Source organism: Leifsonia tongyongensis (assembly GCF_010686705.1).
In the GTDB taxonomy this organism is placed as follows: domain Bacteria; phylum Actinomycetota; class Actinomycetes; order Actinomycetales; family Microbacteriaceae; genus Diaminobutyricibacter; species Diaminobutyricibacter tongyongensis.
On the sequence record NZ_JAAGWY010000001.1, the window covers coordinates 1,615,353 to 1,630,480 of the forward strand.

At 68.6% G+C, this 15,128-nt stretch carries 16 protein-coding genes; 7 read left to right on the forward strand and 9 right to left on the reverse strand.

What is annotated here, in order from left to right; all coding sequences use genetic code 11:
* Position 1 precedes the first annotated feature (1 nt).
* Positions 2-739: a response regulator gene (locus tag G3T36_RS07760; protein WP_163288939.1), complete on the forward strand. Its 738-nt coding sequence runs from the start codon at positions 2-4 to the stop codon at positions 737-739.
* 80 nt (positions 740-819) lie between these two features.
* Here the strand turns inward: G3T36_RS07760 and G3T36_RS07765 are convergent, their stop codons facing one another.
* A complete protein-coding gene (locus G3T36_RS07765) occupies positions 820-3,171 on the reverse strand; it encodes an ATP-binding cassette domain-containing protein (RefSeq protein WP_163288940.1) in 2,352 nt (783 codons plus the stop codon).
* An 86-nt stretch (positions 3,172-3,257) separates the two neighbouring features.
* Between G3T36_RS07765 and G3T36_RS07770 the strand changes: the two genes are divergently transcribed.
* Positions 3,258-4,358, forward strand: a complete 1,101-nt coding sequence (locus tag G3T36_RS07770; RefSeq protein ID WP_163288941.1) for a DNA glycosylase AlkZ-like family protein — start codon at positions 3,258-3,260, stop codon at positions 4,356-4,358.
* 139 nt (positions 4,359-4,497) lie between these two features.
* Here G3T36_RS07770 and G3T36_RS07775 read toward each other — a convergent pair whose 3' ends face one another.
* The 4 genes from G3T36_RS07775 to G3T36_RS07790 form a co-directional block, all read right to left on the reverse strand.
* Complete coding sequence (locus tag G3T36_RS07775) at positions 4,498-6,165, reverse strand: FAD-dependent oxidoreductase (RefSeq protein WP_338031498.1); 1,668 nt, start codon at positions 6,163-6,165, stop codon at positions 4,498-4,500.
* A 69-nt stretch (positions 6,166-6,234) separates the two neighbouring features.
* Entirely contained in the window at positions 6,235-6,729 is a 495-nt protein-coding gene (locus tag G3T36_RS07780) for a DNA alkylation repair protein (protein ID WP_163288942.1), read from the reverse strand.
* Between the two features lie 114 nt (positions 6,730-6,843).
* Positions 6,844-8,328, reverse strand: a complete 1,485-nt coding sequence (locus tag G3T36_RS07785; protein ID WP_163288943.1) for an outer membrane protein assembly factor BamB family protein — start codon at positions 8,326-8,328, stop codon at positions 6,844-6,846.
* 20 nt (positions 8,329-8,348) lie between these two features.
* Entirely contained in the window at positions 8,349-8,666 is a 318-nt protein-coding gene (locus G3T36_RS07790) for a hypothetical protein (protein ID WP_163288944.1), read from the reverse strand.
* Between the two features lie 96 nt (positions 8,667-8,762).
* Here G3T36_RS07790 and G3T36_RS07795 point away from each other — a divergent pair, with 96 nt between their 5' ends.
* The 3 genes from G3T36_RS07795 to G3T36_RS19805 are packed head-to-tail and all read left to right on the forward strand — an operon-like array spanning position 8,763 to position 10,435.
* Positions 8,763-9,341, forward strand: coding sequence for a GIY-YIG nuclease family protein (locus G3T36_RS07795; protein WP_163288945.1), 579 nt, complete (start codon positions 8,763-8,765; stop codon positions 9,339-9,341).
* A gap of 55 nt (positions 9,342-9,396) precedes the next feature.
* Entirely contained in the window at positions 9,397-9,831 is a 435-nt protein-coding gene (locus G3T36_RS19800; RefSeq protein WP_163288946.1) for a hypothetical protein, read from the forward strand.
* 22 nt (positions 9,832-9,853) lie between these two features.
* A complete protein-coding gene (locus G3T36_RS19805; protein WP_163288947.1) occupies positions 9,854-10,435 on the forward strand; it encodes a uracil-DNA glycosylase family protein in 582 nt (193 codons plus the stop codon).
* 16 nt (positions 10,436-10,451) lie between these two features.
* Here G3T36_RS19805 and G3T36_RS07810 read toward each other — a convergent pair whose 3' ends face one another.
* Entirely contained in the window at positions 10,452-10,784 is a 333-nt protein-coding gene (locus G3T36_RS07810) for a DUF4234 domain-containing protein (RefSeq protein WP_163288948.1), read from the reverse strand.
* A 144-nt stretch (positions 10,785-10,928) separates the two neighbouring features.
* Here G3T36_RS07810 and G3T36_RS07815 point away from each other — a divergent pair, with 144 nt between their 5' ends.
* The gene (locus tag G3T36_RS07815; protein WP_163288949.1) at positions 10,929-11,618 is read left to right on the forward strand and encodes a hypothetical protein; all 690 of its coding nucleotides are present in this window, start codon (positions 10,929-10,931) and stop codon (positions 11,616-11,618) included.
* A gap of 129 nt (positions 11,619-11,747) precedes the next feature.
* Here the strand turns inward: G3T36_RS07815 and G3T36_RS07820 are convergent, their stop codons facing one another.
* Entirely contained in the window at positions 11,748-12,578 is an 831-nt protein-coding gene (locus G3T36_RS07820) for a COG4705 family protein (RefSeq protein ID WP_205245026.1), read from the reverse strand.
* Between the two features lie 86 nt (positions 12,579-12,664).
* Positions 12,665-13,210 (reverse strand): DUF1003 domain-containing protein, encoded by a 546-nt coding sequence (locus tag G3T36_RS07825; RefSeq protein ID WP_193570886.1) that lies wholly within the window; start codon positions 13,208-13,210, stop codon positions 12,665-12,667.
* Positions 13,211-13,300: 90 nt separating this feature from the next.
* On the opposite strand from G3T36_RS07825, the gene G3T36_RS07830 reads away from it, so the two are divergent.
* Entirely contained in the window at positions 13,301-14,143 is an 843-nt protein-coding gene (locus G3T36_RS07830; protein ID WP_163288951.1) for an endonuclease/exonuclease/phosphatase family protein, read from the forward strand.
* Between the two features lie 232 nt (positions 14,144-14,375).
* Here the strand turns inward: G3T36_RS07830 and G3T36_RS07835 are convergent, their stop codons facing one another.
* Positions 14,376-15,119, reverse strand: a complete 744-nt coding sequence (locus tag G3T36_RS07835; RefSeq protein WP_163288952.1) for a DedA family protein — start codon at positions 15,117-15,119, stop codon at positions 14,376-14,378.
* Positions 15,120-15,128 lie beyond the last annotated feature (9 nt).

Genomic DNA, 15,128 nt, shown 5'->3' on the forward strand with positions numbered 1-15,128 from the left:
AGTGAAGATCGTGGTGGCGGACGACGACCCGCAGATGCTCGGGGCGCTCCGCATCATCCTCAGTGCGCACGGCTACGACGTGACGCTGGCCCGCAACGGCAAGGAAGCGCTCGACGCCGTGGTCAGCACCCGGCCCGAGCTGGTGATCCTCGACCTGGGCATGCCGCAGCTCAGCGGCACGCAGGTCATCCAGGCGATCCGAGGGTGGAATGCCGTCCCCATCCTCGTCGTCTCCGGGCGCACGGACTCGGCCGACAAAGTGGGCGCACTCGACGCCGGTGCAGACGACTATGTGAGCAAGCCGTTCGCTGCCGATGAGCTGCTGGCACGAATTCGCGCGCTCACGCGCCGGAGCGTCGGCTCGGGCGAGGACGCCCCCGTCGTGCGGTTCGGCAACGTCTCGGTCGACCTCGGGGCCAAGATCGCGGTGATCAGCCGCGATGGCGCCGACGTTCCGGTGCGGCTGACGCCGACCGAATGGCAGATCCTCGAGCTGCTGCTGCGCAACCCCCGCAAACTGATCACCCAGCGCAGCATGCTGACCGACATCAGGGGGCCACAGCACGTCGGCGACAGCGGATACCTGCGGTTGTACATCGCTCAGCTGCGCAAGAAGCTCGAGCCCGACCCGGCACGCCCGCGCTACATCCTCACCGAGCCGGGCATGGGGTACCGCTTCCAGCCCGACGCCGCCGGCGCCGGCGGCCCTCCTGGGGGCGGGGCGGCGAATCCGCACTAGCTTCGTCCCAGCGCACGCCGTTGGACTAGTGCGCTCGAACGGGACGAGTGCGCTCGGACGGAATGCGTGCGGACATGCTGTCACGCGCCGACGTACGCCGCCAGGTGCTGGCCGGTGAGAGTCGACCGCGCGGCGACCAGATCGGCGGGCGTGCCCTCGAAGACGATGCGGCCACCGTCGTGGCCCGCGCCCGGCCCGAGGTCGATGATCCAGTCGGCGTGGGCCATGACCGCCTGGTGGTGTTCGACGACGATCACCGACTTGCCCGAGTCGACCAGTCGATCGAGCAGCCCGAGGAGCTGTGCGACGTCGGCGAGATGCAGGCCGGTGGTCGGCTCGTCGAGGATGTAGACACCGCCCTTCTCCGACAGGTGGGTCGCCAGCTTCAGCCGCTGGCGCTCACCGCCGGACAGCGTGGTCAGCGGCTGACCGAGGCTGAGGTAGCCGAGCCCGACATCGGCGAGCCGGCTCAGGATGGCGTGGGCCGCCGGCGTCCGCGCGTCGCCGGCGCCGAAGAATTCCTCGGCCTCGGTCACCGGCATCGCCAGCACCTCGCTGATGTCGCGGCCCCCCAGGTGGTACTCGAGCACCGAAGCCTGGAATCGCTTGCCTTCGCATACTTCGCATGTGGTCTCGACCCCGGCCATGATGCCGAGGTCGGTGTAGATGACGCCGGCTCCGTTGCAGTTCGGGCAGGCGCCCTCCGAGTTGGAGCTGAACAACGCCGGTTTCACGCCGTTGGCCTTCGCGAAAGCCGTTCGGATGGGGTCGAGCAGCCCGGTGTACGTAGCCGGATTGCTCCGGCGCGACCCGCGGATCGCGGCCTGGTCGATCGACACCACGCCCTCGTTCTCGTGGATCGACCCGTGCACCAGAGAGCTCTTTCCGGAGCCGGCCACGCCCGTGACGACGACGAGCACGCCCAGCGGGATGTCGACGTCGACGTTCTGCAGGTTGTGCGTCGCCGCACCGCGGATCGCGAGCGTGCCGTGGGGTGTGCGCACCGCATCCTTCAGCGTCGCCCGGTCGTCGAGATGGTGACCGGTGAGGGTGCCGCTCGCACGAAGTCCGTCCAGCGTGCCTTCGTAGCAGACGGTGCCGCCCGCGGATCCCGCGCCCGGGCCCAGGTCGACGACGTGGTCGGCGATGGCGATCATCTCCGGCTTGTGCTCGACGACCAGCACCGTGTTGCCTTTGTCGCGCAGGCGCAGCAGGAGTTCGTTCATCCGCTGGATGTCGTGCGGGTGCAGACCGATGGACGGCTCGTCGAAGACGTAGGTGACGTCGGTGAGCGACGAACCGAGGTGGCGGATGATCTTGGTGCGCTGCGCTTCGCCGCCCGAGAGCGTGCCGGCCGGCCGGTCGAGTGAGAGATAGCCGAGCCCGATCTCGACGAACGAGTCGAGGCTCTGCCGGAGACTGGCGAGCAGCGGCGCCACGGACGGCTCGTCGAGGCCGCGCACCCATTCGGCGAGGTCGCTGATCTGCATCGCGCACGCATCCGCGATGTTGATGCCGCGGATGCGCGATGACCGGGCGCCCTCGTTGAGCCGGGTGCCGCCGCAGTCCGGGCAGGCGGTGAAGGTGACCGCCCGGTCGACGAAGGCGCGGATGTGGGGCTGCATCGACTCCTTGTCTTTGGCGAGCATCGACTTCTGGATCCGCGGGATCAGCCCCTCGTACGTCATGTTGATGCCGGCGATCTTCATCCTGACCGGCTCATGGTGAAGGAAGTCGTGCAGTTCGGTCTCGGAATAGTCGCGGATCGGCTTGGCGGGGTCGACGAAGCCCGACTCCTTGTAGAGGCGGCTGCTCCATCCGCCCGCGGTGTACCCGGGGACCGTGATCGCACCCTCGTCGAGCGACTTGTTCTCGTCGAAGAGCTGCGTCAGGTCGATGTCGTTCACCGTGCCCATGCCCTCGCAGCGCGGGCACATTCCGCCGAGCAGGGTGAAGTCGCGCCGTTCCCTGGTCGTGCCGGCGCCCTTCTCGATGGTGATCGCGCCCGACCCCGTGACCGAAGCGACATTGAAGGAGAACGCCTGGGGCGAGCCGATGTGTGGCTGCCCGAGCCGGCTGAACAGGATGCGCAGCATCGCGTTGGCGTCGGTGGCGGTGCCGACGGTGGAGCGCACGTTCGCGCCCATCCGCTCCTGGTCGACGATGATGGCCGTCGTCAGCCCCGCGAGCACGTCGACGTCGGGGCGCCCGAGCGTCGGCATGAAGCCCTGCACGAACGCGCTGTACGTCTCGTTGATCATCCGTTGCGACTCTGCGGCGATGGTGCCGAACACCAGCGAACTCTTGCCCGAACCCGAGACACCGGTGAAGACGGTCAGCCTGCGCTTCGGAAGCTCGACGCTGATGTCTTTGAGGTTGTTGACGCGAGCGCCCTGCACGCGGATCCTGTCGTGGGTGTCGGCGATCTCCATGGCGTTCAGCCTATTGCGGGCCTCTGACGCGGCGCTTCTCGAATCGTGACCTATGCCTTTTCCGCCGTACCGGGCAACATGGTGGAGTGACGGATCCGCACCGGCTCACCCCGCAGGAGGCGCGCAGGATCGCTGTGCGCGCACAACTGTTCGACGCCGCGCGCCCGGTCGATCTGCTCGACACCGTGCGGCGGCTGACCGTGATCCAGTACGAACCCACCGCCGCTGTCGCCCCGAGCGCCGATCTCGTCCTCTGGAGCCGGCTCGGCCGGCTGTACCGCCCCGAGCAGCTGGAGCGTGCGCTCGACGAGCATGTCGTCGTCGAGCTCCGCAGCATGATCAGGGCAGCGCACGACGTCGCCCTCTACCGCGCGGAGATGGCGGCGTGGCCGGGGGCGGATGCGCACGGCTGGGAGCAGCGCCGAGGTGACTGGCTGCGTTCGAACGACGCGTGTCGCCGCGACATCCTTGAGCGGCTGCGGCACGGTGGACCGATGCTCTCGCGCGACCTGCCCGACACGTGCGTGAATCCCTGGCAGTCGAGCGGGTGGAACGACACGCGCAACGTTCCGATGATGCTCGAGCTCATGGAATGCGCCGGCGAGGTTGCCGTGGCCGGCCGTCTCGGGCGCGAACGACAGTGGGACCTGGCCGCGCGCGTCTACCCGGACGACCCGGCGGTGCCCGAAGCGGATGCGGTGCGCGAGCGCGACGCGCGCCGGCTGCGGTCGCTGGGCATCGCCCGCGCTCGTGGCCAGGAGACCCCCGTCGAGCCGGTCGGTGTCGGCGAGGCGGGTGAAGCCGCGGTGATCGAGGGCGTCCGCGGCGTCTGGCGGGTGGATCCCGCACAGCTCGACCGGGGTTTCGAGGGGCGGGTCGCGATCCTGTCGCCGTTCGACCGCCTCATCTTCGACCGCAAGCGCATGGTCGACCTCTTCGGCTTCGACTACCAGCTCGGCATCTACAAACCGGCAGCGCAGCGCCGTTTCGGCTTCTACGCGTTGCCGATCCTCGACGGTGATCGGCTCGTCGGCAAGATCGATGCGACCACCGACCTGCCGTCGTCGCTGCTGCGCATCAACCGCATCCATGAGGACGAGCCGTTCTCGCCCGCGCTGCGCGACGGGGTGCGCGCCGAACTCGAGGGCCTCGCGGAGATGCTGCGTGTGCAGCTGGAGCTCGGCTGAAGGCTCGGACGAGCATCCGGATGGCGTCGCACTAAGTACTTTCGAGCGCACTAAGTCGTACGAGTGCGCTCGGAAGGTAGTAGTGCGCTCGGAAGGAAGTAGTGCGCTCGGACGGAGGTAGCGCGCACAGCGGCCGCGGTCACTGGGGCGCGAGCGCGCGGTGCACGGAGGCGACGGCGCTGGCACCCTCGCCGACCGCTGCGGCGATCCGCTTCATCGAGCCGTGGCGGACATCGCCGGCGGCGAACACCCGGGGGATGCTGGTCTCGAAAGCGAGCGGGCGGCGGCCCAGCGCCGTCCAGGCGACGGTCCCGGCGTCGGCAGGAAGGTCCACGTCGGTGAGCAGGAAACCGCTCGCGTCGAGTTCGACGTTGGGGAGCCAGGAGGTCCCCGGAACGGCTCCGACGAAACAGAACAGTGCTGTGGCGGGCACATCGGTCGTCGTCCCGCTCGACGAGGACGTGACGGTGATGGACGCGAGTTGGCTCTCGCCATGGAGCTCGGTCACGTCGCTCGAGGTGTGGACGTGGATGCGCTCGTGAGCCGTGACCCGATCGGCGAGGTACGACGACATCTTCGACGTGATCGATGTGCCACGGACGATCAGGCTGACCGTGCATCCGAGGTCCGCCAGGTAGATGGCGGCCTGACCTGCTGAGTTCGCACCGCCCACGACTGCCACCGGCTTCCCGGCAACGGTGCGCCCCTCGAGTTCGGTCGCAGCGAAGAAGATGCTGCCCCCCTCGAAGTCGTTCCACCGGTCGAGGGGGAGGCGCCGGTAGCGGGCGCCGGTCGCCACGACGATGGCGCGGGTGGTGATGCTCTCGCCGTCGGCCAGGGTGATCTCGGTGCGGTCGGGCGACGTGACCAGCGCGGCGACCTCCGACGGCGCAGAGATGCGAACGCCGAACTTGAGCGCCTGGACGATTCCGAGTTCGGTGATCTCGGCGCCCGACACACCGGACGGGAAGCCGAGATAGTTCTCGATTCGTGAACTCGCCGCCGCCTGGCCGCCCGGCGCGATCGCGTCGAGGACGAGGGTCGCCAGCCCTTCCGACGCGCCGTAGATCCCTGCAGCGAGCCCGGCCGGACCGGCTCCGACGACGACCAGGTCGAAATGGTCGCCGGTCTTGCTCCGGTACGAGAGACCCACCGCTTCGGACAGCTGCCGTGGCGTCGCGTTCACCAGGATCTCGCCGCGGGTTACGACAACCGGAAGGTCGGACTCCGTCTTCCCGGCAGCGTCGAGGGATGCACGTCCTGCTTCCGTCGAAACGTCGCGCCAGCGGTGCGGGAGCTCCATCCGCGACGCGTACGTCCGCAAAGCCATCGCTGCGCCGGATCCTTCGAAACCGAGGATCTCGACCGTCTTGTCGGCCGCCGCCATAAGCAGTCGCCGCCTGGCACGGAAGGTGGCCAGAAGCAGGGCGGACAGCGAGCCGTCGCTCGCCATGAGCTTCTTGAAGGTCTCATTGCTGATCCGGCAGACGCGCCCGCTTTCGACGACGAGTGCGGTCAGCAGCGACGACTGGCCCGTCAGCATGCTCAATTCACCGAGGAACTCGCCAGCCTGCCACTGCGCCATGACCCGCTCGGGCGACGAGACGGTGGCCTCGCGGATGATGTTCACGCGGCCGGACTCGACAACGAACATGTCGGGATCGGAATCGCCGACGCTGAAGAGATGGATGCCCTGCTCGACGTCTTCAGAGACGCCCAGGCTGAGAAGCCGCTGGAACGTGTCAGGGTCGAGCACCGGATTGGCGTCCGTTCCGACCGGGACGCGGAACGGAGGCTTGTCGCTCACGGGTGAACTCGCACTGAGGCAGTGGACACAGGACAGATCCTATTGCCGGACGGCATTCGCGTGAGGTGTTCATCCCGACGGGTTTGTGGCCGAGAGCTCGTCAGCCGCGCGGCGCAGCCACGGGTTCTCGTCGTGCGCCCAGCGGGCGATCACCGTGAGTGCGCGCTGCTGTGCCACGCCGCTCAGTCGGTCGACGAGGGGCCGGATGACGTCCCGGGCCAGCGGATCGGCAAGCGCGGGGGTCGAGGCATCCCGCAGGAACCCTTCGATGCGGGTCAGGTCCGAATTGTCGAGCAGGGAGAGGTTCGTCTGCAACAGGACGACGGCGGCGAGCCGGCGTTCGAACACGGGCTCCGCCCAGAGCTCGGAGCTGAGAGCGGTGACCTCATCGTGGCCCAGCTCGCGGTACCGGAGGCGCGCATCCCGAACCGTGCCGCGCACGGCCCCGACGGATGCGCCGTAGAAGCGGAGGTCGCTTCCCAGTCGCGACTTCGCGTCGTCGGCACGATAGGGGTCGCCCTCACGCTGAAGAGCGGCATCGACGAATTCTCCTGCTGCGCTCACCTCCCCATTCTCGTGCGCAGCGTCTGAACGGCGTCGATTGTGCAAAAAGGGTGAGTCAGCGTCGATGGGACCCGCATTCTCTGCCGAATCGGATGGGGAGGGGCCGGGGCGGGCTCAGCGGTAGGCCACGACGCCTGTCGTCGTCCCGAGCACGAGCAGCCCGAGGGCGGTGCTGGGGGATGCGAAGTTCGGCACCGACGAGCCGACCCTGATCGTCTGGACGAGCGCTCCGGTGCGAGCGTCGTACTCGCTGAGCGTCCCATCGGGATACTGGGGCGCCCAGAGCGTGGCGCCGATCAGGATCGGTGCACTGTTGGCGCCGGACATGAGCGGGCCGACGCTTCCATTCGCAAGGTCGACCGATTGGATGCCGCCGTCCCGGCACGGCACGAAGATGTGGTTCGTGGCGGCGTCGTAGGCCGGCCCGCCGTCCGGGTCGCTCCCGCAGATTCCGTGGATGGCCGCTATGGGGGTGAGGTTGGACTGGGACAGCACGTAGCCGATGTCGGTCTTGCCGACGGAGAAGAGCCGGCCGCCGGGCAGCAGCACAGGATTGCCTGTGCCCAGGTCTTCGTCGCCGCCGGCGGTCTGGTCCTTGAACGCGGCCAGGGGCTGAAGTGTCGGCGAGAGCTTCACGACGCTCTCCGTGAATCGGAGAGGGTCCGGCCCTCCCTGCGGCGGGTCGGGGTTCGCGTTCCCGGTGCCGACGAAGAGGTTACCCGCCGCGTCGACGGCCGGTGCGCCACCTCCCTGCCAGATGGCCCCACCCTGACCATCCGGTGCCGCTTCGAACGCGACCAGGTTCGGCGGGCCGGACTCGTTCACCCCGACCACCCATCCGTGGTAGGCGCCGCAGTCGCCGTAGTTTCCGCCGAAGCCGATGTAGATGCGGCCGTTGGCGAGCGCCAGGGATGCGCGCTGCAGGAGGTTGACCGGGCTCTCGCCGGCCGGAAGGGGTGGATCGACAGGCTCGGAGAGCACGACCTGCCCTGTCGCGACCCGCAAGCCCTCGAGCTGGTGGTGCACCGCGCCGCCGCCCGTGCTCACTTCGCCGACCACGAACACTATGCCGGACACCGGGTCGACCACAGGGGTGCTGGTGATTCCGAGCGGATCGATGTTGCCGCATCCCGCGACCGCGCCGACATTCGTGAGCGGTGGGCCGAGCGAAGCCGACCATATGAGCCGCCCCGTGGCCGGGTCGAGGGCGACGACCAGGTTGGTCTCCGTGGCCGCGATCACCCGTCCCGCGGCGACGACGGGCTGGCCGTAGACCGCGCCGCCCAGGTTCGCGCTCCACGCCGCCGTCGCGGGACTGGCGGGGACGCGGGCAGCGACAGCCCCGGTCCGCGCCGAGTCGGCGTGGTAGCCGGTCCACGAGTTCACGCCCGGTATTGCGACAGTGACCGGCGGGCGGATGCTCGTGGCACCCGGCGTGGGCCGTGCGGCAGGCGGATGGGCGGTCGCCGATCGCGTGGGGAGCGGTGAACCGGGTGCGCAACCGGCCAGCAGGAGTGCGGCTGCGGCGGCGAGGGCTGCGGCCGCCGCCCCGAACGCGCGCATGCGCCGCGGTCCGGGCACCAGCGGCGTGCTGATCATGGCGCCAGCGTAAGCCAACCTCAGCGCCGCGCGAAGGCCAGCGCTTCGTGCGCGAGCTCGGACCACGAGAGACCGCTGTCCGGGCTGAGGGAGAGCCACTCCTTCAGCGGGCGCCCCTTGCCGGCGTCGAAAGGGTCGCCCTCGCCGTCGGCGACCAGCGATGCGACGCGCGAGGACGGCAGCTTCAGCACCAGGCGATCATGTGCGAGCATCGCGAAGATCCGCCCTTCGAATCGCAGTGCCGACGACCCGAAGCCGACGGTCGCCCCCGGCGGGACGACGCCCTCGAGTGAACCGAAATCCTCGACGAGCAGGGCGAACCGGTCGGCAGGTGACATGCACGACATCCTCGTCGATGTCCCGGTCCGCGGCTACCCTTTGCGGCGGTGGTCACCAAACATGCCGGCGTCGGACGCGGGGGGTACTGTGCCCCCATGGGTCGGGAACAGGCGAGCGGCGGATGCGCGATCACACTCGACGACGGCCGCCCCTGCCCGGAGCCGGTCGAGTCCGGGGCCCCGCTCAGCCTGTGCACCAACCATCTGCTGGCCGCCTACGACTGGGTGGCCCGGGATGTGGGGGTCGCCGACCTTCTGCCGACGCCCTGTCTCGCGTGCGGCCGACGGGTCGGCATCCGGTACCCATCGGGCTGGGTCTGCGCAACCTGCGAGTGGCGGGTCGGTGAGCTTCCCGACCAGGGGGTCGTCGACGTTCGCGTCGACGTCGTCTACTACCTGCGGTTCGGCGACCGCATCAAGATCGGGACGTCGAACAACCCGCGGCAGCGGATCGCCGCACTCCCGCACCACGAGGTGCTCGCGTTCGAGCTCGGAGGGCGGATGCTCGAGCAGCGACGTCATGCGCAGTTCGCGGGGTTGCGCATCCCGCGCACCGAATGGTTCGAGACCGGGCCGGCACTGAGCGAGCACGTGGCGGCGCTTCAGGAGGGTGTCGACGACCCGTGGGCGCAGTACGCCGCGTGGCGCAGCAGGCGCATCGCACTCAGCGGGTAGCGGGTGGTCGGCAGGCGTCCGTGCGCAGCGGGCGCGGCGTTGCGAGAATAGGGGGATGACGCCCCCGCGGAATCCCGCCAACGACACAGCCTTCCCGAAGAACGATCGCGGGAGTGGCTCGCTCAACGACTACAAGTTCGATTTCATCCCGCGAAACGCCCGGACGCGCATCCAGCTCGCCGGAAGCGACCCCTACCAGGATGAACTGCGCACGGCGCTCGACGAGAACGGCGCCGAGGTCCACACCGCCGGCGGCCAGCGCACCATCGAAGAGGAGCGAACCGACGCGCCGATGGACTTGCGACTCTTCCTCGGCCGGCGGGTCAGCGGCGTCGTGGGCACCGTCCCCCGCGGGCTCGAGCCGGCGATCGTCGAAGCGCTGGGGCGACTGGAGCGGGCGAACAAGCCCCTCCGCATCCCGGCGGAGATCGTCACGACGAGGCACGGACTCAGGGTCGAGCTCCTCATGGGCCAGACGAGGGACCTCTGAATCGGCGGGCAGGGCTGACGGCGTGACCTTCTCGCGCGAGGAGCTGCTCGCGTTTCGTGGCGCGACGCTTCCCGATCTGGTCGGCCCGGGCACGCGACTCCTGTTCGCCGGGATCAACCCGGGCCTGCTCACCGTCGCCGTGCAGGCCCACTTCGCCAAGCGGGGCAACCGCTTCTACCCGGCGCTCTACCGTGCCGGCATCACCGATCGCGTGATCGACGCGTCCGCGGGGTTTCGCCCCGAGGATCGGGCATACCTTCTCGAGCTCGGCATCGGCGTCACGAGCATCGTCCCGGCCGCGACGGCACGCGCCGACGAACTCACCCGCGATCAGCTCATCGCCGGCGGCACCGCGCTCCGGGATCGCGTGATGCGCATCCGCCCCGCCGTCGTCGCCGTGCTCGGCATCACTGCCTTCCGCGTGGCGTTCGGGAGGCCGGATGCACGGGTCGGCAGACAGGACGAGGCCTGGGGGGATGCACAGGTCTGGGTCGCGCCGAATCCGAGCGGACTCAACGCGCACGAGTCGCTCGCAAGCCTTGCCGAGGCCTATCGGGCGATCGCGTCAGCAGCGGGGCTGGAACTGCATCCGGAACCCGCCTGAGCCGGTCGTGGTTGCGTCAGGAACTGTACTGCAGGTCGCCGATCGCCGGGAAGTAGGGTTCCTCGGCTTTGTTGAGGCCGGCCTGCACGACGCTCGCTCCGATGTTGCCGAGCAGGAGCAGCAGCACGAACGGGGCGGCGACGCTGCGACCGGTCACGATGCGGACGCCGGCGGCGAACCGCCACAACCACCAGATGTTGACGAACGGCACGAGGTAGAGCCACGTCGTCGGGATGTCCGCAGAGCGGTTGTTGAGCTCACCGCGGGAATGTGCGAGCCAGACGATCCAGTAGATGCCAAAGGTGAGAACGGGTAGAAAGAAAACGGCCGCGGGGGGACGACGCTTCACGGAACTCCTCTTCGAGTCGGGTAACTGGCAAATCCTATCTTTCTGAAAGAAGTCGCAGAAAGCCCGCAGAGGGGGCACATCCGAGCTGTTCCCGCGGGCCGCCGAATACCGGTTCGTGAAAGTGTTTGTTAGCCTCGGACGGGTATGCAGACCCGATACCGCACGCGCACGCGCGGCCGCCGCTCGGCGGGCCGCCCCATCGCGGTGTCGAAAGCCATCGTCACACGGGCCATTCACCACCGCATCGGCGTGGGAGTGACGGCGCTCGCCCTGGTCGCGGGCTTGTCGATCTCGCCCGTCGGGCCCGTCCAGGCGGCGCCACTCGCGGGCCGTGCAGGCGGTCCCGTGCAGGTGTTCTTCGTCGATGCCCATGTCGCCGCACCGCCGGTCCGACGTGACGAGATCAGCGCCACCGACGGTGTGCAAACGCTCACCACCAACGCGACGAACGCCGACTGGGCGAAACTCGTCATGATGTTCGGCGGCTGGCCGCAGAGCGACAACAACGTGACCGTGATGCTGCGATGGATGCGCCAGGAGAACGGGCCGCCCGACTGGTGGAACCGCAACAACCCCCTGAACAACGGGTACGGCTCCGGTGGGGGATCGGGCCTCGGCAGCTACCCCGACCTGGTGACGGCCGCGAAGTATGCGGCGCAGAACCTGCAGCGCGGCTATCCGGACATCGTCGCCGGGTTCGCGTCGAGCGCGTCACCCGACGTGACTGCGGCCGCGATCTGGGCTTCGCCGTGGTCGAGCAGTCACTACGCCAACGGCGCCCACTGGAGCACGCGCCCGGTCGAGGTCGTGCAGGCGCCCGCCTCCGCCTGGTAGCGGGTTCCGCGCCCGGTCCGGCTGTGCCCGCCAGCCGGACGGCCGGTCCGGCTGTGCCCGCCAGCCGGGTACAAGCCCGCCACGTCGAGGTGGCGGGGATGTCCCGAACTGGCGGGCAGACCCCGCGAGCTACTCCTCGTGGGCGCCGACAGTGTCCGTCTGGCCGATCCGCGCCTCGCGGGCACCGGTGGCTGCGCGCAGCGTTCGGCGTTCGCCCACGCTGAGGTAGATCACCAGGCCGACGATCGCGACGAGGAAGATTGCGCTCGTGCCGACCGTCCCGAGTCCGAGTCCGCCGTCGGCTTTGGCCTGCGACAGCAGGTCGCCGAGGGATGCGCCGAGCGGCCGGGTGAGCACGTACGCGATCCAGAAGGCCGCGATCGCGTTGAGCTTGAACACGAAGTGGGCGACGGCGACGAGGCCGATCGCGGCGGCGAAGACGCCGACCGACGCCAGGTAGCCGAGGTTGAGCTGTTCGGCGAGCAGGTCGCCCGCGACGGTGCCGAGGGCGAACGTGAAGAGGATGGCCAGCCAGTAGAAGCCTTCACGCGAGGTCGAGTCGATCTGGTGGATGGAGAGGGTGCGCTCCCGGGCATACCAGACGATGAACGTCGCGGCCAGCGCGATCGTGAAGACGATGGTCGTGACGACCAGGCTGATGCCGAGGTTGTCGGTCAGGTTGTCGGTGATCAGTGTTCCGAAGACGCTGATCAGGACGACCGCGACCCAGTACAGCGCAGGCGTGTAGGCGCGGGAACGGAACTGGAACACCAGGGCGACGGCGAGGAGTGCGCCCATCACGATGGTCGTGTTCGTCAGGCCGAGGTTGAGCGTCGTACTCAGGAAGTCGGCTGCGGTCTCTCCAACGGTCGTCGCGAGGACTTTGATGACCCAGAAGGCCCAGGTCGGTTCGGGGACTTTGTTGAAGGTGACGCGGTTGTGCGGGCGGGTGAGGCTCATCGGCGGTTTCCTGTCGGTTGGGCGCATCCGGGGCGCGACGCTGTGTGGCGAACTCCCGAAATTACGTACCGGCCGGCAAGAACCGTCTAAGAATGCGGCGCCTCGGGTGTTGGGGTCGCCGGGGTCGGGGTCGGGGTTCCGAGCATCCTTTCGTGCATTTCGCGGGTGAGCTGGTGGATCGTCCGGGTGAGGTCCGTGTTCTCTTCGAGGAGTTTCTCCTGTGCGGTGTAGTCGTGATCGGCTTTCGCCTGCTGGAAGGCCGCCTGCCGGTTCTGGCCGATCATGACGAAGGTCGAGAGGAAGATCGCCTCGAGCGACACGATGAGGGTCAGCGTCGGCCACGGGCTCTTCTCGAACACGAGCATCCAGACCGCGAAGAGCACGATGTGCAGATACACGAAGTTCATGGACCCCGCGAAAGCGGTGATGGCGTCGGCGATCCTCAACTGCACGCTGGACGCGCGACGTTCTGCCTCAGCGAGAACCGCGGGATGCAACTTCTCGTGCGGGGTGTTCTTGAGCAGGCGGCTCGGCCTCAGGAACGGACGATGCGTCGTTGCAGCAGGCTTTGCGCCCGCCGTCTGGGTGGTTGGTGATCCGGATGCTCCGACCGGGGGTTTCGTCTGCGACATCGCTCTCCTCCAGGCTCACGACGGGCGAGTCCCGCCGGTTGAGGTGAGCGTACTGCGCTTCCCTCGCGTCGCCTGTGAAGGATTCGGATAGTGTTCCTTGACGGTCTCGATCCGCGACCGGTCGAGCATCCGGATCCTGAGGTCGAACCGATGCGATTCATCGCTCTTCCGATCGCCGTGGCGCTCGCCGTCGTCGTAGCGATCAGTGCGCCGATCGTCCTCGCCCGGGGGGTCGCGAACGGACAGCCTGCGGCGGTCGGCGACGGGCAGTTGCGCATCCTGTCGTGGAACACCAACGGCGATCTCATTCCGCCGGAGGCCATCGCTGCCGAGGCGGCGTCGGTTCGGGCGAACGTCGTGGTGCTGCCCGAGATCGACAGCGCCGACGAGGGCGCCATCGTAGAAGCCTTCGGGCGCCACCACCTCAGCATGCTGCCGCAATCGGCACGCGGTCACGGGGTCGAGGTGCTGGTACTGACGGATGCCTCACTCGGCAGACGGGACTCGGCGAATGCCGGCGCACCGGTCGGCTCGGCTACCCTCGCGCTGCATCCCGCCGACCCCGGGCAGCCGGCGCTGGTTGCCCTGCACGCCGACCAGCCGGCGCTGCGCGGCAACGGTAACTGGCGGGCAGAACTGGGGTGGGTCGCGGAGCAGTGCAGGCACGGCTCAGTGATCGTCGCAGGCGACTTCAATGCAACGCTTGATGAGTTCGGCTCATCCGGCCTCGGGCCGGGCACAGATGCAGCCACGACGGCGCATGCAGGCAGCGTCGGCACCTGGCCGACCACAGTGCCGACCTGGCTCGCGATGCCGATCGACCACATCCTGGTCACGCCCGACTGGAGGGTCGACAGTTTCTCGGTGCTGACCGGCGCGGACGGCTCCGGCGCGCGGCACCGGCCCGTCTTCGCGGTCATATCGCCGCGTTAGTTGCGGGGCCGGCCTATATGGCGCGACATGAGCCGAATCATCCTCCCGCCTCCCGCCCGGAGTTGGAACTGGCCCAAGTGAATGCACCACGGGCGCCCAAGTCAATCCCTGCCGCGGACGAGTCGCCTGGCTTAGCGTCTGTGGTGACGCGTAGCGCGACCCGATGCGTCACGCGAGCGCCCTGGCCCTTCCGGACCGGCACCCCTCAGGCCGGAAGGGCTGGGTCGCGTGCTCAGCGAGGCACCTCATCCACATCGGCGTCTGCGCCGACGCCCGCATTCGCGCCGACGCCCGCATCCGCCGCATCGACGCCCGCAGCCTCGGCCTCGCTCCGGCGACGAGCCGACTTCCGCGACGAGATCAACCGGATCAGCAGCGGCACGATCGAGATCACGACGATCCCGATCAGGATGTAGTCGAGGTACTTCGACACGAAGTCGGCGACGCCGGGGATGTGTCCGAGCCAGTACCCGAGGAGCACCACGGCGGTCGTCCAGACGACGGCGCCGATCACATTGAACAGGGTGAACACGCGCCTGCGCATGTGGCCGACTCCGGCCGCGACGGGCGCGATGGTGCGGACGACCGGTACGAAGCGCGCGATCGTGACGGCGGCGGGGCCGAACCGGTCGAAGAAGTGCTGCGTTCGCACCACGCTCGCCTTGCTGATCAGCCCTGCCTCGCGTCTCTCGAAGATGGTGGGTCCCGTCCGTCGTCCGATCAGGAAGCCGACCTGGTCGCCGATGATCGCCGCGACGATGATGGCGGGAATGGTCACCCACAGCGGCTGCGTGATGTGTCCGGTGAACGTGAGTACCCCGGTGAAGAAGAGCAGTGTGTCACCGGGGAGGAAGAAGCCGATGAGCAGCCCCGTCTCGCAGAACACGATCCCGCAGATGACGAGGAGCGCCCATCCGCCCGAACTGTCGATGAGGGATTGCGGGTCGAGCAGCCCGGTATGCAGAGCATGAAGCATGAGGTTCCG

Excerpts from the sequence above, each read along its gene's own strand:
- G3T36_RS07765 (WP_163288940.1), bottom strand. The coding sequence starts at position 3,171 with ATGGAGATCGCCGACACCCACGACAGGATCCGCGTGCAGGGCGCTCGC.
- G3T36_RS07820 (WP_205245026.1), bottom strand. The coding sequence starts at position 12,578 with ATGAGCCTCACCCGCCCGCACAACCGCGTCACCTTCAACAAAGTCCCC.
- G3T36_RS07835 (WP_163288952.1), bottom strand. The coding sequence starts at position 15,119 with ATGCTTCATGCTCTGCATACCGGGCTGCTCGACCCGCAATCCCTCATC.
- G3T36_RS07825 (WP_193570886.1), bottom strand. The coding sequence starts at position 13,210 with ATGTCGCAGACGAAACCCCCGGTCGGAGCATCCGGATCACCAACCACC.
- G3T36_RS19800 (WP_163288946.1), top strand. The coding sequence starts at position 9,397 with ATGACGCCCCCGCGGAATCCCGCCAACGACACAGCCTTCCCGAAGAAC.
- G3T36_RS07815 (WP_163288949.1), top strand. The coding sequence starts at position 10,929 with ATGCAGACCCGATACCGCACGCGCACGCGCGGCCGCCGCTCGGCGGGC.
- G3T36_RS07790 (WP_163288944.1), bottom strand. The coding sequence starts at position 8,666 with ATGTCACCTGCCGACCGGTTCGCCCTGCTCGTCGAGGATTTCGGTTCA.
- G3T36_RS07795 (WP_163288945.1), top strand. The coding sequence starts at position 8,763 with ATGGGTCGGGAACAGGCGAGCGGCGGATGCGCGATCACACTCGACGAC.
- G3T36_RS07785 (WP_163288943.1), bottom strand. The coding sequence starts at position 8,328 with ATGATCAGCACGCCGCTGGTGCCCGGACCGCGGCGCATGCGCGCGTTC.